The following is a 23314-nucleotide window of genomic DNA, read 5'->3' as shown; positions in this document are numbered from 1 at the left end:
GATCGCATTTTGACGACGTTGATAAAAAAGTCAAAGAAAGTAGATCCCCGACTTCTTAGATCAAATGCCCATTGCCGAACCAATTCTCAAACGGTGGGTGTTCGAGGTTGGCAGATTTATGATGCTTCTTAACAGAGGGTTGATCCTCAAACCTCACTCTTTCTAGGAAATTTCCGTACCTGGTACTCACAAAACTCTACGATCTCAAACTGAAATCCTAATTCTTGATTAAACTTTTGGTCTATAGCATCAAGTTCAGCTTGGGGAATGGCTTTCCATTCCTCCCTTGTCGCCCACTGCACTATTAAAATAATCTCTCCGGTGTCATTAGGATTAATCCAAACTTCTTTCCCGAGGAAACCAGGATAACGAGCAAGTGCTGCTGTCCAAATTTCGGCGTCCTTTTGGATGTATTGTTCCCGATGTTCAGGTGGTACTTTCACCCGCAGCAGTTCGATAATCACTCCTTTTAATCCCCGTGTAGGTTTGTCACAATAGAGCTATAGTCTAGATTGAGGGGACACCCCGATTAAATTTTGGGGAATTCGCCCATGTTTTGGTAGCGGGGTTGTCCCGGTAATGGCTAATAGGTAATAGGTAATGGGTAAAATTTGTTTGCAATCTTCCCAATTACCAATTACTGGGTGATGTGCTGTTTGAACCATTCACTTTTAAAAGTAAGGCTTTCACATCACCCGACCTTGATAATTATCCTTGCGCCATTGGTTTCTGGCTAGATGCAAAAGTAAGGTTATTGTTTCTGGTGAGATAAAAATTAATAGGGATTAGGTATGGACAGCAACAACTGGATGCAGCAGCTATTAATACTTGGTATTGGTACAACATCCTTGGTAGCAGAGAAAATGAAACAAGTGAGTGATCAGTTAGTCAAAGATGGCAAACTCGATCCTGAGCAAGCTAAAGCAGTAATGGATGATATAGTAAACCAGTTAAAGTCTGAGCAGGGCAACTGGGAAGCAAATATGCAACGACAAATGCGGAATATGATGCAAGACTTAGGCGTTGCACGCCAGTCAGAAGTAGATGAATTGCGGGGTAGAATTGACCGATTAGAGCGTCAAGTACGAGATTTAGAAAATAAGATCTGGCGCTAATAGCTAATGGTTAATTGTGCTATTAACAATTTTGTAATCCAAAATCTAAAATCTAATATTCTATTTAGGGGCGCTTTCTGATTTACACTGAATTTTATCCTACTAGTTATGCTAAATTTTAAAACCAGCTTAAGTAGGGGGGGTTAATTTTGAAAGCGATTTTACTCAGCGTGGGTTTCATGCTGATTTGTGTTGTGATTTTGGTGGTAGCCCAAATTGGCAGTGGTAAGCAAGAGTCTGCGATCGCTGCCCAAGTCACAGACAGTACACCAGCACCCACTACTGTTATTGAAAACAATACTCTGATTGCGAGCGCTCCTATGTCTGATGCTAATGTTGTTACCACGCCTTCTGGGTTAAAGTACGTAGATTTAGAAGAGGGGACTGGGGCGACTCCTGAACCAGGGCAAACGGTTACAGTTCACTACACTGGTACACTCGAAAACGGTAAGAAGTTTGATAGTTCACGCGATCGCAATCAACCATTCAAGTTTAAGATTGGCCAGGGACAAGTGATCAAAGGTTGGGATGAAGGACTTAGTACTATGAAAGTCGGCGGACGGCGTAAGTTAATCATTCCCGCAGAATTAGGTTATGGTGCTCGTGGTGCTGGCGGTGTCATTCCTCCCAACGCCACTCTAATTTTTGATGTGGAGTTATTGAAGGTTAGTTGATAGTTGATCTTTGATGGTTGGTTGTTGGTTGTTGATTTTTTCAAACAACAAACAACAATCAACCACTAACTATTAATAATTTGGTCTAGCTAAATTTTTAAACTTTGTAAATTGCGGATCAAATAAAAGTTTAATAGTTCCAGTAGGGCCATTTCTATGTTTGGCAATATTAACTTCTGCAATACCTCGATCAGGAGTGTCGGGATTATAGTATTCATCCCTGTACAACATGATTACTAAATCCGCGTCTTGTTCAATCGAGCCGCTTTCTCTCAAATCAGACATCATGGGACGCTTATTTGTACGTGCTTCCACTCCTCGACTCAACTGAGATAAGGCAATTACTGGTACAGATAATTCACGAGCCAAACTTTTAATACTACGAGTAATTCTAGACAATTCTTGTACGCGGTTGTCCCCTGCTCCTTCCATTAATTGCAAGTAATCTATAATAATTAATCCTAGTTCTGAACCTAATTCGGCTTGCAAACGTCGTGCCTGAGAACGCATTTCTGTAACTGTAATATTCGGCGTATCATCAATAAAAATTGGCATCTCTGAAAGTAAGCCGATCGCACGACTGAGAGGTTCCCATTGGGCTTGACTGATGCGTCCACTCCGCAAATAACTAGATTCTATTTCTGCTTCACTAGCTATTAATCGCTGTACCAGTTGTTCTTTAGACATTTCTAAGCTAAAAATCGCAACTGGTAGTTTATATAAAGCGGCGACGTTATAACCAAGGTTCAAGCAGAATGCGGTTTTCCCCATTGACGGTCTGCCAGCAACAATGATTAAATCTGAACGCTGAAAACCGCTAGTCATGGCATCTAAATCATAAAATCCACAGGGAATACCTGGTAAAGCTATACCTTGATGGCGAGTTTCTATTTCTTGAAAAGCATTAACCAAGCTATCAGAAATGTGGACTAAACCAGACTGAGGACGTTCTTGAGTAACGGCGAAGATTTTTTGTTCTGCTTGATCGAGAATTTGAGGTAATTCGCTTTCCGTTTGATAACCCAATTGCACAATTTCATTACCAGCTTTAATTAACTGACGCCGCATATATTTTTCCATTACCAATGAGGCTAAGGCGTCGATATTAATCGCTGAAACTGTGCGATCTACAAGCGTTGCTAATTTATTTCTACCCCCAACACGGTTTAGTAAGTTGTTGTCAGCCAACCAACTTGTGAGTGAGAGCAAATCTGTAGGTTTACCTTGATTGTGGAGTACAATTGCCGCTTGGTAGATATCTTTATGAGCGCTAATATAAAATGCTTCTGGAACTAGGCGATCGCTTACCCTACCAATCGCTTCTGGATCGAGCAAAATCCCCCCTAATATCGCTTCTTCCACCTCAATATTTTGCGGAGGTAGACGATCATTGCCTATTCCTTGAAAATTTAGTTCTTCAGACATAGACATATAATATTTTAGATAGATATTAGATTAATTGTGACTACATTCCCTTATAGTCCAAAATTTCTTTTACATGTTAAATGTACAAAGACGTTGCATTGCAACGTCTTCACACCACAAATATATGAGAACAGATGTGTTGTGCAATTATCAGTTATCACTACTCGCTGATAACTGATCACTAATTCTAGCTGGCTACAACTTCAATGTTGACTTTTGCAGTTACTTCACTGTGGAGCTTAATTTCTGCTTCATAAGTACCCAACCTGCTAATATCAGGTATGGTAATACCACGCCGATCTATTTCCAGTCCAGTGGTTTGTTGGATGATATCGGCTACATCTTGACTGGTGACAGTACCAAAAATAGCTTCTTTTTCACCAACTTGTTTAGCAATGCTGAAGCTACCTGCTTTTTCCAGCGTTGCTTTTTGCTCTTGTGCTTGTTGCTTGAGTTCTAATTGCCGTTGGCGTTCTACTTCTCGACGGCGTTCTACTTGCTTGAGAATACCAGGAGTGGCAAAGGTTGCCAAACTTTTGGGGAGTAAGTAATTGCGAGCATAGCCAGGAGCTACTTCTACTAAGTCGCCGGATTTACCCAATTTGCTGACATCCTGAGTTAAAACTAACTGTATACGTTTTGCCATTGTTTTTCTTTTTTCTGTTGTTGCCTTTCAAATCTCAATCTCTTGGGGTTTCAGCAAGATAGTTCACAATTATAGTGTAGCTTTTTCCCCAACAAGCTTTTGCTTATAGCCAATAAGCCTACAGATCCTAGCGAAATGCAGGGTGCGATCGCAACCCATAACTGCGAAAAAGTCCAGATCGCTACAGATTTAATAATTTTGCTTGAGTGACCAATTTCAATACTGTAGTAAGAAAAATAAGAATGACGAACACAGATGCACACGGATGCACACCCATGGGTTATCGGTGTGAATCGGTGTTTATCGGTGGTCGAGTTTTTCCAGATTGTGGGGAAGCTGGAAGAATAAGTAATGACGAACACAGATGCACACGGATGCACACGGATGGATACAGATAGAATGACAAATGGCAAATAACAAATAACTAAAATCTATCTTTCATGACTCGCAGACGTGCAAAGGTTTGTATCGGGTCGCGACTGTTAACTGCTGATTGTAATGCTGGCTGTTCCCAACGTAAAAAGGGATTTGTGCGTTTTTCAATTCCTAGCAGGGAAGGAACTGTTGCTTGTCCTTTGCTGCGAGAGGTTTTTACTTGTTCGTAACGAGTTTGTAGATCGGGGTTTTCAGGATCTACGGTGAGAGCAAATTGCAGATTTTTTAAAGTGTATTCGTGGGCGCACCACACTCGCGTAGAATCTGGTAGAGAACGTAGTTTACTCAAGGAGTCTACCATCTGTGTAGGCGTACCTTCAAATAAGCGACCGCATCCACCCGCAAACAGGGTATCGCCGCAGAACAATTCCCCTGTATCGTCTGGGTGCTGAGGAGGAAAGTAGTAGGCGATATGTGCGCGGGTATGTCCTGGTACAAAGATTACTTCGCCAACTCTATCTCCAAACTGAAGGCGATCGCCTGGTTGTAAAAATATCTGTTGTCCTGGAATTCTACCCCGGTCTTCGGCTCCGCCATATACTTTCAGTTGTGGAAATCTTTGTATCAATTCTTTGTTACCACCGACGTGATCAGAATGATGGTGTGTATTAAAAATTGCTACGAGTTCTGCCTGTAATTCGTAAAGTTTTGTTAAAGCTGGTTTTGCCTCGGCAGGATCGACAACGGCAGCGATATTTTGTTGGCGATCGTGTAAAAGAAAAATGTAATTGTCTGAAAGTGCCTCTAAACGAATTACTTGCATTCACTGTGCCTCCTTCACAAATAGATACTCAACATTGACCAGCAATCCTATGCTTAGCAAAAGCTTGAGGCGATCGGCACAAGATTTACATTTTCCTGATTATAGCTTGAAGACTTCTTAAAAATAAAAGCTGACAACCGTATTTTTACGGTCATTAATTTTTTAACTAGAAACCAGGTATAAATTTATCAGTAAAATTTCTCTGGGTAGAAAAGCAAATACGAAGTTAGATTTATTTTGGTTGTTTTGCACGTTCAAAACACAAAAAGTTTTAGATAAAGCAAAATAAATATTTGTTTTATCTATCTAGCACCATAGTTTTCTATGTTGGTAATCTCTCTATTTAATTAGTTAAAAATAGAGCGAGCATTGACATGAAATGTTGCATCTATCAGGGAAAAATGATTAATTACAACTCTACCTACAAAACTATTAACAATAAATCTGAATTGGCTGTGGAGGCAATTGTAAATCGGATTATTGCATCAGGAGAAATGAGTCGTCAAGATCATGCATTACTCACATCTACTGTACTGAATAATGGTGAAATAGATGAAGGAAAACGTCGTCAAATTAATCGTATTTTTGACCGTATACAATCAGGACGATTAAAACTAGTTAACTGGTAAATTGCACTGATATTTATTTTGGCATTATAGAATAATTAAGAGCCAAAATTTAACTACTCTACAGGGCAATATTTGTACGAATATATTGCTTTTGTGCATAAAATTTAAGTGCAAATTATTAGCCCTTAATAAATATTATTGGGAAAAATAATGTCAAAAGAAACAAGAGGATTTATTACTATTTTAACAGGATTATACTCATTTCAAGATTGCATTCATTTTTTAGCTGCTATCAGAAAGTTTCATCAAGAACCAATAATTATTCTTATAGACCGTGTTCCGAAAGCTTTATATCCATTACTCACAGCTTTTAAAAATGTCATTTTAAAACCAGCACCTGCTAATGAAAATACTGTTTTAGCATCGCGTTTAGCAAAAGTTGCTTTATATTCATTTTCGGAATTTGATAAAACTATTTTTCTAGATTCGGATATTTGCTTACTAACTGATATCAATGACGTATTTGATTATCTAGATGAATTTGATTTGTTATTAACAGAAGATGTACAACCTGTTATTAGCAAAGCTACAAATTTACTGCGAGGTAATCAGCAAGAAAATTTACCAAAAGTTTTGCAAATCTTACAATCCGTAGGTCTGCCACTACAAGAAAATAGTATTCAATACAATAGTGGCTTGATAGCTTTTCGTAAAAATGATAAAATCAAAATCTTTTTTAATGAATTTCAAAAGTATTTTGAAATTATTCAAAGCAATCAAGATAAGTTGTTATTAAGAGATCAAGGAGCTTTTGCAGCTGCGATTGAAACTGTACGTCCCAATTTGAAAGTTTTGCCACCCGCCTATAACTATTTAAGTAAATGGAAAGATCGCTACGAAACTGAAGAAGAAATTAAGGTTCTTCATTGTACTTATGCTTATAGACCTCAATATGCAAAAAATATTACCAGGTCATTATATACAAGGATATTTGATAAGTTTGCTCAAGTTTTTATGCCTAATCAAGTTACTAATCCGTGGCGGGTAAAATGAATATATTTACGTTGGATATGAATTTAATTTGTGTGAAAATTGTGTATATTTCTCGAACACAGATGAACATGATGAACGCAGATGGATTATTCATGTGATGCTTATTCAAAAACAATTAATCGGTTGCTATAAGCTGTGCTGTTTATTATGAAGCAGAAAGATAAATTAAAAATATCAATACTAGTTTGGAATTTGTCAACTAATGATGGTTATATTCGAGCATCATTATTACAAAAATCATTAATGCAGTTGGGGTATGAGGTAGAAATTTTAGGTTTTTTATTTGGAAAGGAATTATATGCAGCTATTCCTCCTAATACTCAATTACATGCTATAAATGGTGCTAATTATCCAAAGTTTTTTAAATCAATTGGTGAATTAATAAAACGTATTGATGGAGATATTATTTACGCAATTAAGCCCCAACCAGCTAGTTATGGTGTTGCACTTTTAAAAAAACTCTATACTCGACGACCAGTAATTCTAGATATTGATGATTGGGAAATGAGTTGGCACGGTGGCGATAATTGGCAATATCGTCCGACGCTCAGACAATTTGCAAGGGATTTCTTGAAACCAAATGGTGCTTTAAGATCACCTTATCATCCTTTGTATTTGAAATGGATGGAAGCTTTGATTAATCAGGCTGATGCTGTAACTGTACATAATCAATTTTTGCAGCAACGATTTGGAGGTACGTTTGTTCCTAATGGAAAAGATACCTCTTTATTTGATCCATCCCGATATGACAGCAATGCTAGTAGAAATCGTTATGGTTTATCAGGATATAAAATTTTGATGTTTCCTGGTGCGCCAAGACCTTATAAAGGTCTAGAAGATATTCTCATGGCACTAGAAAAAATCAATCAGCCTGACTTAAAACTTGTCATTGTCGGTGGTAGTCCTTACGATGATTACGATCGCCAACTTCAACAGCAATGGGGACGTTGGATAGTTAAATTAACAAAGTTTTCCGCAGATGTAATGCCAGATGTGATAGCTGCTGCTCATATTGTGGTTGTTCCCCAACGAGATACTCCAGAAACTCGCGCTCAATTCCCTCTGAAATTAACAGATGGAATGGCAATGGCTAAACCAGTATTATCAACAAAAGTAGGGGATATTCCCGATATTTTAGGGGGAACAGGTTATTTAGCTGCGCCTAGTTCTCCCGAAGAAATTGCCGAGCAAATTCAATTGATATTTCAAGATTTAGATGCAGCAAATGAACGTGGAAAAAGAGCTAGACAAAGGTGTATAGAAAAATATAGTTTAGAGGCAATGGCATCTAGCTTAAAATCGGTAATTGCTCGGTTGTAGTTACTTATAGCAGACATTTTAAAATTTGATGAGATGTGGAATTATTCCATTCAAAATCTACAATTTATTAGGGTGCAACCGTATAAATACGGAACAGCAACATCATAATTATTTATTTTGATTAATTTTACTTTTTAGCTGTTTCAAAAAATCAATCACGAATCATGTTAAGAATGAGTATATTTTAATTTAAGTCCCCAATGTCTACTCGTAAACTACTACTCAGATTTGCTAAACCCTATCCAGGTCTGATTTTCCTAACAATAATATTAGGATTTTCTGGAGCTTTGTTTAACGGGGTAGGTACGGCTTTAATTGTGCCTGTAATTTTAAAAATTGTGGGACAAGAAGTAGACTTTAGCAGCGCTCCTCCCATTCTCAAAGTGATTACTTATCCGTTTGATAACATGTCAGAAAATAATCGCTTGTGGCTAATGGCTGGAGTAATCATACTAATAATTTTTTTAAAAAATTTAGCTAGTTACGCTAGTTCATTGACATCTAGCTATTTATCACGTCGCTTGACTTCTGATATGCGAGAAGCAGGTGTACAGTTATTACTAGAAATAGACATAGATTATTACGCCAAGATGAAAGTTGGTGATTTAATCAATCGGCTTGGTGGAGAGATTGGTCGTGCTGCTACTACAATTAGCAATATAGTGAAATTAATAATTCTAGGAATTACTGTCTTAGTTTTTGTAGCTTTACTAATCTCGATTTCTTGGCAATTAACTATTGCTGCTACGGTTTTGTTGTCTTTTGTGACGTTGATTAATCAGTATGTAATTGCTCGTTCTCGAACTTTTGGTAAACTACTGAGTGAAATGTCAAAAGCGTATTCAATTGCGATTCTAGAAATTCTCAGTGGTATTAGATTAGTTAAAGCAACAGGTAATGAGCAAAGAGAATATCAACGCATTAAAGAATTTATTCGAGAGCGCGAAAAAGCTGACTTTCGCTCTCAAATGAATTCCGAAGCGATTGCACCGATTAGTGAGGTGATGGGAGTTGTTGCTCTCTTGTTAATAGTGATTTTAAGCCGGACATTTTTTCAAAAAGAAATTGCTTCACTCTCAACTGTTTTACTCACTTATTTATTAATCTTACTGCGATTACTACCACTCATTTCTCAATTAAATACTCTCCGCAATAGCTTTGCCAATGCAACCAGCAGCGTAGAAATAACTGCTGATTTTCTCCGTCGGGATGATAAGCCTTTCATGAAAAATGGTAGTATTACTTATAAAAAAATAAGTAAAAGTATTAAATTTAACCATGTCTCTTTTGCCTATCCTGGTCATGAAAAAATGGTAATCAAGGACGTAGATTTATATCTACCGCGTGGTACAACTTTAGCTTTGGTCGGTAGTTCTGGAGCCGGGAAATCAACTATAGCAGACCTTTTACCAAGATTTTATGACCCGATTTCCGGTTTTATTACCATTGATGGCATTGATATACGGGAATTTGAAATTACATCTCTACGCAAAGGGATGGCAATTGTTAGTCAAGACACCTTTTTGTTTAATGATTCGGTGCGAAACAACATTGCTTATGGACGTACTGACGCCACCGATGATGAAATTATTACTGCCGCTAAGCAAGCTAATGCTTACGAGTTTATCAGTAAATTACCCCAGGGATTTGATACATTAATTGGCGATCGCGGTGTGATGTTATCAGGAGGACAAAAACAGCGTCTGGCGATCGCACGAGCCTTATTACAAAATCCCGAAATACTCATTTTAGATGAAGCTACCAGCGCCTTAGATACAGTTTCCGAACGCTTAGTACAAGAAGCGATAGATGATTTAAGTCGCGATCGTACTACCTTGATAATTGCACACCGCTTGTCTACCGTGCAGAAAGCTGATCAAATCGCCGTCTTAGATCAAGGACGAGTAGTAGAGGTGGGAACTCATGAAGAACTTTTACAAAAAAACGGTCATTACTACCGCCTGTACTCAATGCAGTTTGGCGAACAACAAGAATCTACCAGCAAACACCAAGAAGGTTTAATTCGCATCTCCCACGAAATTCGCACACGCCTCAATTCAATGATTGGGTTTCTGCTGTTATTAGTTGACAACTTAGCGGACAACCCGCAAGAAAGACAGGAATTAATTGCAGATGCTTATAAATCTGCTTTGAAAATTCTCAACATTATTGATGTGATTGACGATATGGTTAGCCTAGAAATAAAATGGCAAACCCAAGATGCAAATACCCAATATCCAAACTTAGTTAATATTGCCAAAGAGTTTCATACAGATACCGATCAAATAGTTAATTATTTGCGTTTGCTAGACAATAATTCTCAGCGAGAAAATGAATTTATTGAGAAAGCGCTGCAATCTGCCATATGTTTTCTGAATAATTTAGAAAATTTTGAAAATATAATTAAAGTTAAATAATTATGCAAAGTTCTCTTATTCAAAAGTATTACATCTTTTTTTTAGTAGATGAAATTCCCAAACCAGGAGCAAGTTTAGTTCAATCTACCAACGCAGCTAATGGAGCAGCTAATTTAGGTTATCCAACTGTTTTAGCTTATCCCTCTAAAGGATTATCTGCACTAAATCCTTTAAATTTAATCCGTCCTTTTCGACCCAGAAAAGTATCAGCAGAATTGATTAAATACTATAATCTACAAGAAAAACTCAAAATAGCACCTTTGCCAATGCCTTGGCCTGTAGACCATATCAAAGGAAAATTAACTAATTCTAATACCATCGCCACAAAATATTATTTCCCATTTCATATTCTTTCCCAAACTAAACTTGTTCACGCTTGGAACTGGAATTTTATCAAAGCTGCCATCAAACATGGCATCCCAGTTATTTACGAACACCATCATCACGAAGATAAAAAATTTGAGCCAGAAATCGTGAATCATCCCTTATTTCAATTAGCTGTCACAGTAGCCGATACCATTCGAGATGACATGATTGCCAAAGGAATGCCACCAAAAAAAGTGATTAAATTACATAATGGCTATAACCGTTTTTTTATGGAAAGACAACCAGAAAAAGCTGCTCTATGGCGACAAAAGCTACTCAAAAATGGGCGAAAACAACTAGTAGTTTATTCGGGAGCATTAAGAAAATTTAAAGGCATTGATATTTTAATCGATGTTGCCAAAAAATTAACAAATATTGAATTTGTCTGTGCCGGAGGTGATGAAAAAGAAGTTGCTTATTATCAGCAAATAGCACAACAAAAACAGGTGGATAACATTAGCTTTTTAGGCTATATTCTGCACGAAGATTTAGCATCCTTACTGCAAGCAGCTGATGTTTTAGCTCATCCCCATTGTTCTGGTCCTGCTGCAACTTTCACCTCTCCCATGAAGCTGTTTGATTATTTAGCCTCTGGTAATCCAATTGTGGCGACAGAAATTCCTTCACTAATGGAGTTTAAGAATACTAACGCGATCGCTGCTTGGTGTGAACCAGATAATCCGCATAAATTTGCCGCAGCATTAAAGCAGGTACTAGAAACATATCCTCGCAAAGAACAAGGATACCCAGAAATTATCGAGTTTGTCAAACAATTTTCCTGGGAAAATCGTGCTACCAAAATCCTTAGTTACATTGATGAATCTCTACATCCTGAATTAGTTAATCACTAACTCTTACCTTTGCCTTCTCTGGGACTGGTGCGGTTCAATAAATAAATTTTCAACCGCAGAGAAACAGAGGAAACAGAGAGAAAATATTTATTAATCTACTAACTAATTATGAAAACAATTGGCATGATTAGCAGCTATCGCGCACTAGAAAAACAAGGCGATTGGCTATGGCAACAAACACCCCATCCATTTGGCGTTTGGGGAAATATACAAATGCAAGCGCTAGCAACTCAACCAGATTTTTTATTAATGTATCAGTTTAATTTTCCCAAAACTCCCCAAAAAAAATCCTGGTTGGACAGATTTATTAGACAGAAAAAATCAGAAGTCAAAATCGAAACTTTTCTGCGCGGAATTCCTAAAGAAAGAATAATTTATTTACTACGTGAACCACCTTTAGATGAAGTTGTAGAAAAACACAAATTAGCTTACAAAGAAGCTCAAAAGTATTGCGGTTATGTATCAGGTCCTGATGATTTTGCTCCAACTCCTGATTATATGCCTGCTATTTGGTATCATGCCAATTCTTTTCGAGATTTGCATGAAATGCCACCACCAGAAAAGACATCTACTTGCAGTTGGATTACTTCTGGAATTAACCGTACTGCTAACCATCGCCAACGTTTAGAATTTTTAAAATCTTTACAATCAAGTGGAATTAAAGTAGATTTCTACGGACGAGATTTACCTAGCTGGACCAAATCATCAGGTGAGTTAGGTAATAAATGGTATGGTATGGCTCCGTACTATTACAATCTGGCGATTGAGAATTATAGCAGCAATAATTGGTATGTCAGTGAAAAATTATGGGACGCACTTTTAGCATGGTGTTTACCAATTTATTACGGTGGATCAGCTGCCGATAAATTATTACCATCCGGTAGTTTTTTACGCTTACCTAGCTTAGATGAAAAAGGTATTGCTTATATTCAAGAAATCACTGCAACTCCTGATGCTTGGTATGAAGCCAAAGATGCTATTGCTGAGGCTCGTCAAATTATTTTACATGAATTAAATTTGCTCAATTGGCTATCGAATTTTGTGAAACAACAAGGCTAAAAAAATGAAAAATGGAATTTATACTTTAGCTAATGATTTAGTTTATAACCAATTGGTGGCATTACTTAACAGCATAGAAGTTAATGCTGGTGCAGGTGTGCCTGTATGTGTGATTGCTTATAATGATCAAGTAGATAAAGTGCGTCGCGAAGTTGCATCGCGAAAGAATGTTACTCTGCTAGAAGATCCTGATATTTTTGCTCGTTGGGAAGAATTTTCTTTGCAAGTATGGCAATCTCATCCAACTGCTATCCAAACTTGGCAAGAACGAGGGATTAAAAAGTTTTACAGAGTGGGAGAAAATCGGCGTTACTGTGCATTTGATTCAGATAGCATATTTGAAAAGTTTATCTATTTAGATGCTGACACGTTGGTAATGCAGCCTCTAGATTTTATTTTTGAGCAGTTGGATCATCATGATTTTGTTGTCTATGACTTTCAGTATAAAGACCCTGCTCATATCTACAACTTAAAATCTCCCAAACTTTTAGAGATATTTAGTCAACAGCAGATTAACTCAGAAATTTTCTGTTCTGGTTTTTACGCTTCTAGGCGAGGGATATTTCCCCCAGAACAAAGAGATTGGTTGCTGACTAAATTAAATGAAGGGGAATCAGATGTTTTATATATGCCTGCTCCCAATCAATCTGTTCTCAACTATATGAGAATGAGAGCAAATATCTCATTTTATAACTTTTCGCTCAATTTACCTGCAAGTAAAGCTACTGGCTGTTGTGTAACTTCTCCACAATTTGAGAATCGCAATAATGTTCTCTATGATCAGGGCAATAGATTAACTTATCTGCATTATATTGGTTTATCTTACAAACTTTTTAATAGAGTTTGTGATGGTGAAAATATTGATTTTCCCTATCGTGATATTTTCTTACACTATCGCTATTTGCATGAGCCAGAACAGCGACCACAGTTTGCTACTAAAGCCAGAGCTTACAACGCACCACCAAGTTTAAGAACAAGAGTTTTGAGAAAGTTAGGTTTAAAAGTTGAGGTATAATTTCATGACTCGGGGAATTTATATTATTGCCAATGATAAAGTCACTGATCATGCGATCGCACTCCTCAACAGTATTAGATTATATGACCAAGAAACACCAATTATCATGATTCCTTATGATGACAATTATCACAATATCGCTAACACTCTCAGCAAACATTACCAAGTTGGAATCTACGAAGATTTAGATTTTATTGACCGACTTTCTCAGAAATTGCATGAAACCTTTGGGGGAAAATTTTTCGCTCGCCCTAATCAATTTCGTAAGCAGGCTTGTTGGTTTGGCCCCTTTGATGAATTTTTGTACATTGATACAGATATTGTTGTCTTTGAAAAAATTATTGATAATCTGAACTATCTTAATCAAGTAGACTTTATTTGTTGCGATTATCAACACTTAGGCGGTATTCAGAATGTCTTTACACCTAAAGTTTTAACAGAAAAAGTATTTACTGAAAATGAACTAAAAGACATTTTTAATGGTGGTTTCTGGGGCGCTAAAAAAAACCTCATTTCCCAACAGGATTTATACGACACTTTTACCGAATGTGCTGCTCATCCAGAGTATTTTGATTTCTCTCAAAAAACTTCTGATCAACCAATCATTAACTACATGCTCCTCAAGCGGATTTCTCGCCGTTTTAACATTGTCCGCCGCGAGGAAAAAGCACCAGGCAATTGGGCAGGAACTCCCAATTTTAACATTAAGGAACATGTACTATTTGATCCGACAGTCAATCAACCACTACAATATCTACATTGGGCAGGTATTCGCATCCAACCTGGTTGTCCTTATTGGGAAATTTGGCAATATTACCGCAACTTAAATCCAGCTTTACCAGCAGCAGAGATACCTGCACTTGTCAAGAAAAATCAGTGGCAAAGTAAATTGGATAATTTGAAAAGTCGATTGCGCCAACTCAGGGCTAGTTTGTGACTCAAAATAGGTATTATAGGTGGCAGAAAAATTGATTTTTGTTGAAATCGAACACCGATGAACACCGATGCACACCGATAATCCATCTGTGTTTATCTGTGTGTATCGGTGTTCGATACAATAAAAATACATTTTGTAAACTACCAAACTCCTAAAAACTCTTCCAAACTAGGCACATCAACCCAGTTTGATTTCATATTTGATTCATGGGATAAATCCATCAGTAACTGAGAATAAACACCTTCTCCCAAAGATGGAGCTATTTCTTCTCCTTGATCAATTCCTCGTACCCATTGATCGACAACTCTCAGAAATGCAGAAATTCGACCATCAGCATAATTTTTGGGAAATATTAATCTATTAGGAATTTCGATTTCCGTTAATTGTTTACCAGGCTGAGAAGCCCAAACACGAAAACCGTGAATGTAGTCTTTTTGATTCTCGCTACCTAAAACTAGAGTACCGCGATCGCCATACACTTCCAACCAATGAGTACGCGGTGCATGTACAACTGCACTGATAGAAACTTGGCAAGGTGTCCCATCTGCCAATTCCAGCATCAACATGCAGGTGTCATCGCTATTGACTGGCTTGAATTCGCCTGTGTTGGTGTCTGGACGTTGGGGTATAGCAGTAGTCAAATGGGCGCTTAATCTGCGTACAGGACCAAATAGCCAGTTAATATAATCAAACGTATGGGAACCCAAAGAACCTAACGCACCACCACCTTTATCTTTTTGTGAATACCAGTTCCAAGGACGAGAAGCATCTGCACGGGAGGAACCCAACCAATCAATTCTAATTAAGCGTTTGTTACCAACATAGCCTTGTGATAAAAGTTCCGAGAATAATTGCCAACCGGGTACAAATCGGAATTCAAAATCTACAGTGGCAATCACGCCTTTTGATTTTGCCAAAAAATAAAGTTCTTTAGCTTCGTCTACGTTTAAAGTTACAGGTTTTTCAAGCAATAAATGTTTTCCGGCTTGCAAAACTTCCTTAGCCATTTCGTAGTGGAGAAACGGCGGTGTCGCGATGCTGACTGCTTGGACTTCCTTTAAAGAAACAATATCTGCGATCGCATCACAAGCGTAAGGGATATTCTGTGATTGGGCGATCGCTTGGGCTTTTTCTATGTTGCGGTGATAAACAGCAAGCACTTGGGTACGAGGATGTGCTTGAAATCCAGGAATATGGACTTTTTGACCAAACCCTGTACCGACAACTGCAACACCAATGGGTTGCTGATTTGCTGGACTGGGGTCAAAAGGTGTAACTTGGGGTGTGGATGACATATGTTTATTTAAGTAACTTCATTCGATAGCTTGCTTGGAAATTAAGTCCAAGCTTCATAGTTCAAGTCCATTAAAACAGACTGAAATTTATATCCCATAAGCATTAGCTTACTTTGTCTCAAATATATACTGGTATTTGTCTCAAACAACAAACAACCAAATTGAGTTTATTCACACCCATACCTTTCATGCTATACAGAAGATTTGGCCGTACAGAATTACAAATGCCTGTGTTTTCTTGTGGAGGTATGCGATACCAATATAAATGGCAAGATGTACCACAGTGGCAGATTCCAGGTGATAATCAGGCAAATTTGGAAGCGACAATTCAACGGGCAATAGAATTAGGCATTAATCATATCGAAACTGCCCGTGGTTATGGTACTTCTGAAATGCAATTGGGGAGGATTTTACCTAAACTTAAGCGTGAAAAATTGATTGTTCAGACTAAAGTCAGTCCTCAGGCAGATGCAAAATTATTTTTAAAGGAATTTGAAAAATCATTAAAATATCTGCGTTTAGACTATATTGATTTACTAGGAATTCATGGTATCAACAATGCTGAATTATTAAACTACACTATCCGAGCAGATGGTTGTTTAGAAGTTGCAAAAAAGCTAAAAGACCAAGGTAAAGTAAGGTTTATTGGCTTTTCTACCCATGCTCCTACAGATATTATTATTCAGACAATTAACACTAATCAATTTGATTATGTTAATTTGCACTGGTATTACATTAATCAAGTTAATTGGTCTGCGATTGAGGCTGCTACTCACCATGACATGGGTGTATTTATTATTAGCCCATCTGATAAGGGAGGGAAGTTATACGATCCACCGCAAAAGTTAGTCAAACTTTGCGCCCCTTTGAGTCCAATGGTATTTAACGATTTGTTTTGTTTGAGTCATCCCCAAGTACATACTCTCAGTTTAGGCGCAGCAAAACCAACAGACTTTGATGAACACCTAAAAACTTTAGATTTGCTGGGTAACGCCTCAGAAATTTTGCCGCCTATTTTGGCACGATTAGAGGAAGAAGCAATGACAATTTTAGGAGAAGATTGGGTCAAAACCTGGCATGTCAATTTGCCCACCTACGAACAAACTCCTGGACAGGTGAATATTCCAATAATTTTGTGGCTGTGGAATTTAGCGATCGCCTACGATATGGTAGACTACGCCAAAATGCGCTACAACCTGCTTGGCAATGGTAGTCACTGGTTCCCTGGTAACAAAGTAGACCAAATAGACAAACTAGATTTGCACCAGTGTCTCAAACGCAGTCCCCATGCAGATAAAATTCCTCGCATCCTTAGACAAGCACAGCAACTCCTACAAGGAGAAGCAGTACAGCGATTATCACGGAGTTAATGTGACAAAATCTACGAAAATAATAACTGCAAACTAATTTCACTAAATTTATTTGCTTCAGTCACCCTTATGATTTTTCAACGTCGACACTTTTTGGTTCTACTTGGTGCAGGTGTAGGTGCTTTTGCTTTAGATGCTTGTGCTTCCGCCAATACACCCACTCCCAGCCCTCCTACTACTCCTATTCCTATTCCTACTCCTACTCCCCCAAGTAGTTCAGGAGCAATTCAACTACCACCTTTACCTTATGATTACAATGCCCTAGAACCACACATTGATGAAGCTACAATGCGCTTCCATCATGACAAACACCATGCAACTTATGTCAAAAATCTGAATGCTGCATTGGATAAATATCCAGCTCTCAAAAACAAAAATGTAGAAGATTTACTGCGTAATCTCAACAGCGTCCCTGAAGATATTCGCACAACGGTACGCAATAATGGTGGTGGTCATATTAACCACTCGATGTTTTGGCTGATTATGAAACCAGATGGTGGTGGTGAACCAACTGGAGCGATCGCTAACGCTATCCAAGACAATTTTGGCAGTTTTGCAAATTTCAAAAAGCAGTTTAACGATGCTGGGAGTAAACTTTTTGGTAGTGGTTGGGTTTGGCTTGTGCGTAACCCAGATGGCAAGCTTGAGGTTGTCACTACAACCAATCAGGACACTCCCCTGAGTGAAGGCAAATATCCAATAATCGGTAATGATGTATGGGAACATGCTTATTACCTCAAATACCAAAACCGCCGCGCCGATTATTTAGACGCTTGGTGGAATGTGCTGAACTGGGATGAAATAAACAAACGATTCGCAGCAGCAACTTAAGCAATTATTGGTTTGTAGGCGCTATAAATTTAATCGTTGTTTGCGAGCGCTTTCACGTTTGTAGTGAATGGGTTCTCGTTCATAAATAACGTCAAGACGTTAGTCATAAATGTCTTAATGTTCCTTATGAATGGGTTCTCGTTCATAAATAACGTCAAGACGTTAGTCATAAATGTCTTAATGTTCTATATGAAATCGTTATGTTACTACGCATTATCGTAAATTTTCTTAAAAATAAAACTTGCAAAGCATAGTTTTCTTAGTGTCTTAGTGTCTTAGTGGTGAAAAAATAAATCTTAAATTTAACCACCAAGACACAAAGACACCAAGCCGAATCGTAAAAAACTTAAGGTAAGAGTGAAACTGTGAACGACTCAACCACGCCTTCTTTACCAGAATTGTCAGAGATATGGCAGCAAACTCTCAATTGGCAACCGACCACTAAACAGCAAGTACAATTGCAGAGGTTGTATGAATTAATTTTAGAAGGTAATCAAAAGCTTAATTTAACCAGGATCACTGACCCCCAGGAATTTTGGGAAAAACATCTGTGGGATTCTCTGCGGGGAGTTGCACTCTTATTAAGAGTTGGGCAGAAAGATTTCACTTCACCACTCCACCACTTCATTGATATTGGTACAGGTGCGGGTTTTCCTGGTATTCCTGTAGCGATCGCACTGCCTGATTGTACTGTCACACTTGTGGATTCTACTCGCAAAAAAATAGCTTTTATTGAAAACATCCTACCTGAGTTGAAACTAGATAATGTTAAAACATTAATCGGCAGAGCTGAGGAAATCGGTCAGCAGTCACAGTACCGCCAAAACTACGATGTCGCCATGATTCGGGCTGTTAGTAATGCACCAGTTTGTGCGGAATATACTTTGCCATTACTCAAACAAGGTGGTTTAGCCATAATTTACCGGGGTAATTGGACAGAAGAGGAAACTACAGCTTTAACAGATGCTGTGAAACTGCTTGGTGGTGAAATAGAAGCAATTGAACAATTTACCACTCCTTTGAGTAAAAGCCTTCGTCATTGTTTGTACTTGCGGAAGATTGCAACTACACCAGCTAAGTTTCCCCGTGCCGTCGGTATACCGACACACAAACCTCTTTAATTTGCAAGTGTCATTAGTCATTTGTTAATTGACTAATGACACTTGATCTCTTCCCCGATGACCAATGACCGATGACTAATGACTAATGACTTAAATTAGATTAAAGTTAAAAAGTGTAAAGAATTATCAGTTTTCCTCTAATCTTTTAAAACAACTTGTTCACGTCTACTGTAGAGAATCGTATAAAAAAGTCCATGCAGCATTGTTTTTGGCGACGAATTCTGGTATTTTGTGCAGTGTTTTTCTTGGCAGGGTCAATTTGGGCAACCCATCCTCCCTACGCTCATGCCTACGACAATCCAGAGTTACTACCAGACACCCCAACCCCAGTCGTAGACTTAGCCAAATCGCTTACCTCTGCTCAGGAAGAAAACCTTGTTAGAAAACTAGAACAATTTGAAGCCGAAACCGGTTGGAAGTTGAGAGTTTTAACTCAGTATGACCGTACGCCTGGTTTAGCAGTTAAAAACTTTTGGAAACTTGATGATAAAAGTGTTTTATTAGTTGCTGATGCCAGTGGTGGTAATATTCTCAATTTCAACGTCGGCGATGCAGTTTATAAGTTGCTACCCCGCACATTTTGGGTAGAACTACAAACACGCTTTGGCAACTTATACTTTGTACGAGAAGAAGGCGAAGACGGAGCAATTATACAAGCTTTAGAATCAATTGAAACTTGTTTGCGTCAAGGCGGTTGCCGTGTTGTTCCTGGATTACCTAAAGAGCAGTGGATTCTGACTTTGATTAGCTCAATCATTGGTGGAATTGTGTGTGGATTTGCGGCTCAACCCCGGCGTGACGGACAAGTTATTGCTTGGCAATGGGCTTTGATTTTTTCTCCTCTGTGGGGAATCTTGTTTATCGCTTTCGGTATTGGGCCTGTAGTATCCCGCACCTCTGACTGGCTACCTTTAGTTCGCAATATAGCTGGTTTTCTCATCGGTGTATTAGTTGCCTACTTATCTAACTTTTTCAATCGTTCTTCAGCATCGGAAATGTGATTTCGTCAATTGTCATTAGTCATTAGTTATCTATTGTTACAAATGACAAAGGACAAAGGACTAATGGCAAAAGACTCATTTAAGCTGAAAGCTGTTAGCTGACTGCTGAAATCCAATGGAATGGCACATAACTGATGCTGAAAGTTTAGCAATTATTGATAGCGAGATTGGTGAACATGTCTTTTCACCTGCCGAGTATGAAATTGTTCGGCGGGTGATTTATAGCACGGCTGATTTTGAGTACAAATCTTTGATTCGTTTTTCTGAGCGTGCTTTGCAAGCTGGAGCAGCAGCTTTAGCTTCACGCACAACTATTATTGTAGATGTGCCGATGGTACAAGTAGGTATTAACTACGATATTCAAAGTACTTTTGCTAACGCTGTATATTGCAGCATGGATACACCCACCCGTCCTCAAAAAGAAAAAACTAAAGCAGCTTGGGGAATCGAAACTTTAGCTAAACGTTATCCAGAAGGCTTATTTGTAATTGGTCAAGCACAAACAGCTTTGTCTACATTAGTTGATTTAATAGAAGCAGAAGAAATCAGACCAGCTTTGGTGATTGCTACGCCACCAGGTTTGATCAGCATAGATAAAGATAAAGAACGCTTGCAAGATTCTCTGACGCCAAACATTACAATCGACAGCCGCAAAGGTGGAGCATTAGTTGCAACTGCGATCGTTGATGGTCTAATAGATTTGGCTTGGCAAGCCTATGGAAAAGCGAGGGGATAGGGGATGGGGATCAATGGGCAAGGATTGGAAATTAGTTATTAATTATTCTCCATGACACTCCTCACACCCCTCATACTCCTCACACTCCTTTACTCCCATTCTTCCACTCTTCTCCCCTTTTGTTCCTTTGGGGGACGACGTCTGCGGGGTCTTTCTGATGGGCGATCGCGTAAACGACGACTCACTTCAGGAAAATAATCTCGCCGCAAATAAGGATAATCACTAACCCACAAATCCCGGCTAGGAATATAGATATCGGTAATTTCTTCAATTTTGCTCAAATCTGGACGATTTGACATTACCAGCATTTCTACTTTTTGACCACGAGCAATTACTTTATGCTCTACCCGTAGTGGCGCTCTGAGTTGGGCTGTAAATCCGGTTTCGTCACCTACTTCCAGGTTGATTCGCTTTTCCCGGTTTTCTACTATTACCAAATCACCTTTGTTGTCAACGGTTTCCTGTTTACCAATCAATTCGTCTGTAATCCACCAATCCAAAACCCGACCACGGAAAAAGCCACTGTATTTGTAACGGCGACATTTGGCATTGCGCATACTCGCCCAAAATACAGGTCCCCACAGCCAGTAAAAAGCACCAATTACTCCCAGTACAAATAGAATGGGACCAAAACCAGGCATGGCAAAAAGCCTTACCAACACATAAACAGCTGCAATGACAACAGAAATTAACAGCCTCTGTAAAAAATCTGGAAATTTTCCCCAGTAATACTTATACTGCGGACCAGTGGCGATTAAGGGAATGAGTTGATTAAATTTTTGGCGAGTCAGTGGGACAAGCATTCGGATTTTGGATTTTGGATTTTAGATTTTGGATTGGAGATGGAAAATGTATACCAAGTTGGTTTTATTGATCATTAGGTAATGTGGAATGGGGAAAAGGCCAATTACCAATTACCAATTACCAGCTTGACAGATAACATAAACATTTAAGCCAACCAGATATTAGAGTATCTTCTCTAATCCATATACTAACGACTTTAACTGTAAGACTTTACGAATTGCTAGTAGTACTCCTGGCATATAGGCAGAGCGATCGCTTGTGTCATGTCGTAAGGTATAAATTTGACCAGGCGCGCCAAAAATGACTTCCTGATGAGCAATCAGCCCTGGTAGACGAATGCTATGAATTCTGATTCCTTCGTCTGCAACACTACCTCTCGCCCCTGGTAATTTTTCGGTTTCTTTGACGATTGCTGGGTTAAAAGTTTTACCCATTTCTGCTAACATTTGGGCAGTTTGAATGGCAGTACCACTGGGGGCATCGGCTTTTTGGTTATGATGCAGTTCAATGATTTCTACGTGGTCAAAATATTGAGATGCTGTCACAGCGGCTTGTTGCAGTAGTACCATGCCGATAGAAAAATTAGGAATGAGTAGACATCCTGTACTGGCTTTATCTGCAAAACTTGCCAAATCTTCAATTTGTTCAGGACTTAACCCTGTAGTACCAACAACCGGACGAATACCATAGGCGATCGCACTACGAACGTTATCATACACAGCATCAGGATGAGTAAAATCCACCATCACTCCTGGTTGCATGTGCCTTTCACCAGCTACATAACCTAGCATCGGTTCCAATTGATTGGTAATTGGTACTTCCAAAGGTTCACTTAAACCAGCAAGTTCACCTGCATCTTTGCCTTGGTGTTCTGGACTAGTATCAATAGCACCCATCAGGCTCATATCAGGCGCTTGCGCCACTGCTTTGACTACCTCGCGCCCCATTTTACCAGCAGCACCGCTCACAATTACAGGGATCAAATTTTGATTCGCCATAGCTTAAATTATGCTTTTATACCCAACAAATTGTAGGAGAATTTGGGGTTGTTGTTGTTTGTTGGTTGTTGGTTGTTGGTTGTTGGTTTTTGGTTGTTGGTGGTTAGTAGTTAGTGGTTAGTAGTTAGTGGTTATTATTCTACTCCCCACACTCCTCACACTCCACCCTTACGGGAAGCCGCTACGCGTCTACACACTCCCCATCCCCCCACCTCCCCATCTTCCCATTCTGGGAACTTGGCAACTATTATGTTAGTCGATGCCTTAAACTTAGCTTCATATAGCTGAGTCTTTCACTTATGTTTGGTGGTGTGTAATCGTTAAAAGTTGAGCTGAACTCTCATAAGGCTTTACGAAAGACTGGACTTGCAACCAGGGATAACAACAAGTAACACAATGTTCGCTTTTTCAGTAATCTTTGGGTTATCACATCAGACAACTTTATATAGAATTTACTGAACATTAGCCATACAAATGTGAAAATACTATCTATTCTGCTTTCGTTAATCACCA

Annotated in this window: 22 protein-coding genes; 15 read left to right on the top strand and 7 right to left on the bottom strand. The window is 38.6% G+C overall.

What is annotated here, in order from left to right:
• Window positions 1–146 precede the first annotated feature (146 nt).
• Window positions 147–464 (bottom strand): TIGR03792 family protein, encoded by a 318-nt coding sequence (locus tag NIES592_RS05445; protein ID WP_073555141.1) that lies wholly within the window; start codon window positions 462–464, stop codon window positions 147–149.
• A 327-nt stretch (window positions 465–791) separates the two neighbouring features.
• On the opposite strand from NIES592_RS05445, the gene NIES592_RS05440 reads away from it, so the two are divergent.
• The gene (locus NIES592_RS05440) at window positions 792–1115 is read left to right on the top strand and encodes a phasin family protein (protein WP_073555140.1); all 324 of its coding nucleotides are present in this window, start codon (window positions 792–794) and stop codon (window positions 1113–1115) included.
• A 149-nt stretch (window positions 1116–1264) separates the two neighbouring features.
• Window positions 1265–1789: an FKBP-type peptidyl-prolyl cis-trans isomerase gene (locus tag NIES592_RS05435; RefSeq protein ID WP_062243297.1), complete on the top strand. Its 525-nt coding sequence runs from the start codon at window positions 1265–1267 to the stop codon at window positions 1787–1789.
• Between the two features lie 72 nt (window positions 1790–1861).
• Here the strand turns inward: NIES592_RS05435 and dnaB are convergent, their stop codons facing one another.
• From dnaB to gloB, 3 genes are all read right to left on the bottom strand, one after another.
• Entirely contained in the window at window positions 1862–3214 is a 1353-nt protein-coding gene (dnaB, locus tag NIES592_RS05430) for a replicative DNA helicase (protein ID WP_073555139.1), read from the bottom strand.
• A 187-nt stretch (window positions 3215–3401) separates the two neighbouring features.
• Entirely contained in the window at window positions 3402–3860 is a 459-nt protein-coding gene (gene rplI, locus NIES592_RS05425; RefSeq protein ID WP_009456550.1) for a 50S ribosomal protein L9, read from the bottom strand.
• A gap of 424 nt (window positions 3861–4284) precedes the next feature.
• The gene (gloB, locus tag NIES592_RS05420; RefSeq protein WP_073555138.1) at window positions 4285–5058 is read right to left on the bottom strand and encodes a hydroxyacylglutathione hydrolase; all 774 of its coding nucleotides are present in this window, start codon (window positions 5056–5058) and stop codon (window positions 4285–4287) included.
• 401 nt (window positions 5059–5459) lie between these two features.
• On the opposite strand from gloB, the gene NIES592_RS05415 reads away from it, so the two are divergent.
• From NIES592_RS05415 to NIES592_RS05380, 8 genes are all read left to right on the top strand, one after another.
• Entirely contained in the window at window positions 5460–5687 is a 228-nt protein-coding gene (locus NIES592_RS05415; protein ID WP_102206224.1) for a hypothetical protein, read from the top strand.
• Between the two features lie 150 nt (window positions 5688–5837).
• Window positions 5838–6680 (top strand): hypothetical protein, encoded by an 843-nt coding sequence (locus tag NIES592_RS05410; protein WP_073555137.1) that lies wholly within the window; start codon window positions 5838–5840, stop codon window positions 6678–6680.
• A gap of 147 nt (window positions 6681–6827) precedes the next feature.
• Window positions 6828–8000 carry a glycosyltransferase family 4 protein gene (locus NIES592_RS05405; protein ID WP_178379476.1) on the top strand — a complete coding sequence of 391 codons (1173 nt, stop codon included), beginning with the start codon at window positions 6828–6830 and terminating at the stop codon, window positions 7998–8000.
• 200 nt (window positions 8001–8200) lie between these two features.
• Window positions 8201–10417, top strand: a complete 2217-nt coding sequence (locus tag NIES592_RS05400) for an ATP-binding cassette domain-containing protein (RefSeq protein ID WP_073555136.1) — start codon at window positions 8201–8203, stop codon at window positions 10415–10417.
• A gap of 2 nt (window positions 10418–10419) precedes the next feature.
• A complete protein-coding gene (locus NIES592_RS05395) occupies window positions 10420–11634 on the top strand; it encodes a glycosyltransferase (RefSeq protein WP_009456540.1) in 1215 nt (404 codons plus the stop codon).
• A 108-nt stretch (window positions 11635–11742) separates the two neighbouring features.
• A complete protein-coding gene (locus tag NIES592_RS05390; protein ID WP_073555135.1) occupies window positions 11743–12693 on the top strand; it encodes a glycosyltransferase family 10 domain-containing protein in 951 nt (316 codons plus the stop codon).
• Between the two features lie 4 nt (window positions 12694–12697).
• Window positions 12698–13708, top strand: coding sequence for an Npun_R2821/Npun_R2822 family protein (locus NIES592_RS05385; RefSeq protein ID WP_073555134.1), 1011 nt, complete (start codon window positions 12698–12700; stop codon window positions 13706–13708).
• A gap of 4 nt (window positions 13709–13712) precedes the next feature.
• Entirely contained in the window at window positions 13713–14645 is a 933-nt protein-coding gene (locus NIES592_RS05380) for an Npun_R2821/Npun_R2822 family protein (RefSeq protein WP_073555133.1), read from the top strand.
• A 140-nt stretch (window positions 14646–14785) separates the two neighbouring features.
• Here NIES592_RS05380 and NIES592_RS05375 read toward each other — a convergent pair whose 3' ends face one another.
• Complete coding sequence (locus tag NIES592_RS05375) at window positions 14786–15940, bottom strand: Gfo/Idh/MocA family protein (RefSeq protein ID WP_073555132.1); 1155 nt, start codon at window positions 15938–15940, stop codon at window positions 14786–14788.
• A gap of 188 nt (window positions 15941–16128) precedes the next feature.
• Between NIES592_RS05375 and NIES592_RS05370 the strand changes: the two genes are divergently transcribed.
• From NIES592_RS05370 to NIES592_RS05350, 5 genes are all read left to right on the top strand, one after another.
• Window positions 16129–17310 carry an aldo/keto reductase gene (locus NIES592_RS05370; RefSeq protein ID WP_073555318.1) on the top strand — a complete coding sequence of 394 codons (1182 nt, stop codon included), beginning with the start codon at window positions 16129–16131 and terminating at the stop codon, window positions 17308–17310.
• 69 nt (window positions 17311–17379) lie between these two features.
• Window positions 17380–18141: a superoxide dismutase gene (locus tag NIES592_RS05365; protein WP_073555131.1), complete on the top strand. Its 762-nt coding sequence runs from the start codon at window positions 17380–17382 to the stop codon at window positions 18139–18141.
• A 365-nt stretch (window positions 18142–18506) separates the two neighbouring features.
• A complete protein-coding gene (gene rsmG / locus NIES592_RS05360) occupies window positions 18507–19262 on the top strand; it encodes a 16S rRNA (guanine(527)-N(7))-methyltransferase RsmG (RefSeq protein ID WP_073555130.1) in 756 nt (251 codons plus the stop codon).
• A 194-nt stretch (window positions 19263–19456) separates the two neighbouring features.
• The gene (locus NIES592_RS05355) at window positions 19457–20263 is read left to right on the top strand and encodes a TPM domain-containing protein (protein ID WP_009456528.1); all 807 of its coding nucleotides are present in this window, start codon (window positions 19457–19459) and stop codon (window positions 20261–20263) included.
• A 115-nt stretch (window positions 20264–20378) separates the two neighbouring features.
• A complete protein-coding gene (locus NIES592_RS05350) occupies window positions 20379–20999 on the top strand; it encodes a precorrin-8X methylmutase (RefSeq protein ID WP_062243261.1) in 621 nt (206 codons plus the stop codon).
• A gap of 89 nt (window positions 21000–21088) precedes the next feature.
• Here the strand turns inward: NIES592_RS05350 and NIES592_RS05345 are convergent, their stop codons facing one another.
• On the bottom strand, window positions 21089–21802 hold the full coding sequence (locus NIES592_RS05345) for a monovalent cation/H(+) antiporter subunit G (RefSeq protein ID WP_062243258.1): 714 nt from the start codon (window positions 21800–21802) through the stop codon (window positions 21089–21091).
• 162 nt (window positions 21803–21964) lie between these two features.
• Window positions 21965–22801, bottom strand: a complete 837-nt coding sequence (gene dapB / locus NIES592_RS05340; RefSeq protein ID WP_073555129.1) for a 4-hydroxy-tetrahydrodipicolinate reductase — start codon at window positions 22799–22801, stop codon at window positions 21965–21967.
• Between the last annotated feature and the right edge of the window lie 513 nt (window positions 22802–23314).

This window comes from Fischerella major NIES-592 (assembly GCF_001904645.1).
Classification (GTDB): domain Bacteria; phylum Cyanobacteriota; class Cyanobacteriia; order Cyanobacteriales; family Nostocaceae; genus Fischerella; species Fischerella thermalis.
The sequence above is the reverse complement of the archived record's forward strand: the minus strand, read 5'-3'. Positions and strand labels throughout refer to the sequence as shown.

Bases quoted from the DNA above. Each gene is read 5' to 3' on its own strand.
- dnaB (WP_073555139.1), bottom strand. From the start codon at position 3,214: ATGTCTGAAGAACTAAATTTTCAAGGAATAGGCAATGATCGTCTACCT.
- NIES592_RS05415 (WP_102206224.1), top strand. From the start codon at position 5,460: ATGATTAATTACAACTCTACCTACAAAACTATTAACAATAAATCTGAA.
- dapB (WP_073555129.1), bottom strand. From the start codon at position 22,801: ATGGCGAATCAAAATTTGATCCCTGTAATTGTGAGCGGTGCTGCTGGT.
- NIES592_RS05440 (WP_073555140.1), top strand. From the start codon at position 792: ATGGACAGCAACAACTGGATGCAGCAGCTATTAATACTTGGTATTGGT.
- NIES592_RS05405 (WP_178379476.1), top strand. From the start codon at position 6,828: ATGAAGCAGAAAGATAAATTAAAAATATCAATACTAGTTTGGAATTTG.
- NIES592_RS05365 (WP_073555131.1), top strand. From the start codon at position 17,380: ATGATTTTTCAACGTCGACACTTTTTGGTTCTACTTGGTGCAGGTGTA.
- NIES592_RS05370 (WP_073555318.1), top strand. From the start codon at position 16,129: ATGCTATACAGAAGATTTGGCCGTACAGAATTACAAATGCCTGTGTTT.
- NIES592_RS05345 (WP_062243258.1), bottom strand. From the start codon at position 21,802: ATGCTTGTCCCACTGACTCGCCAAAAATTTAATCAACTCATTCCCTTA.
- NIES592_RS05350 (WP_062243261.1), top strand. From the start codon at position 20,379: ATGGAATGGCACATAACTGATGCTGAAAGTTTAGCAATTATTGATAGC.
- NIES592_RS05410 (WP_073555137.1), top strand. From the start codon at position 5,838: ATGTCAAAAGAAACAAGAGGATTTATTACTATTTTAACAGGATTATAC.
- NIES592_RS05380 (WP_073555133.1), top strand. From the start codon at position 13,713: ATGACTCGGGGAATTTATATTATTGCCAATGATAAAGTCACTGATCAT.
- rplI (WP_009456550.1), bottom strand. From the start codon at position 3,860: ATGGCAAAACGTATACAGTTAGTTTTAACTCAGGATGTCAGCAAATTG.
- NIES592_RS05395 (WP_009456540.1), top strand. From the start codon at position 10,420: ATGCAAAGTTCTCTTATTCAAAAGTATTACATCTTTTTTTTAGTAGAT.
- NIES592_RS05355 (WP_009456528.1), top strand. From the start codon at position 19,457: ATGCAGCATTGTTTTTGGCGACGAATTCTGGTATTTTGTGCAGTGTTT.
- gloB (WP_073555138.1), bottom strand. From the start codon at position 5,058: ATGCAAGTAATTCGTTTAGAGGCACTTTCAGACAATTACATTTTTCTT.
- NIES592_RS05385 (WP_073555134.1), top strand. From the start codon at position 12,698: ATGAAAAATGGAATTTATACTTTAGCTAATGATTTAGTTTATAACCAA.
- NIES592_RS05400 (WP_073555136.1), top strand. From the start codon at position 8,201: ATGTCTACTCGTAAACTACTACTCAGATTTGCTAAACCCTATCCAGGT.
- NIES592_RS05375 (WP_073555132.1), bottom strand. From the start codon at position 15,940: ATGTCATCCACACCCCAAGTTACACCTTTTGACCCCAGTCCAGCAAAT.
- NIES592_RS05390 (WP_073555135.1), top strand. From the start codon at position 11,743: ATGAAAACAATTGGCATGATTAGCAGCTATCGCGCACTAGAAAAACAA.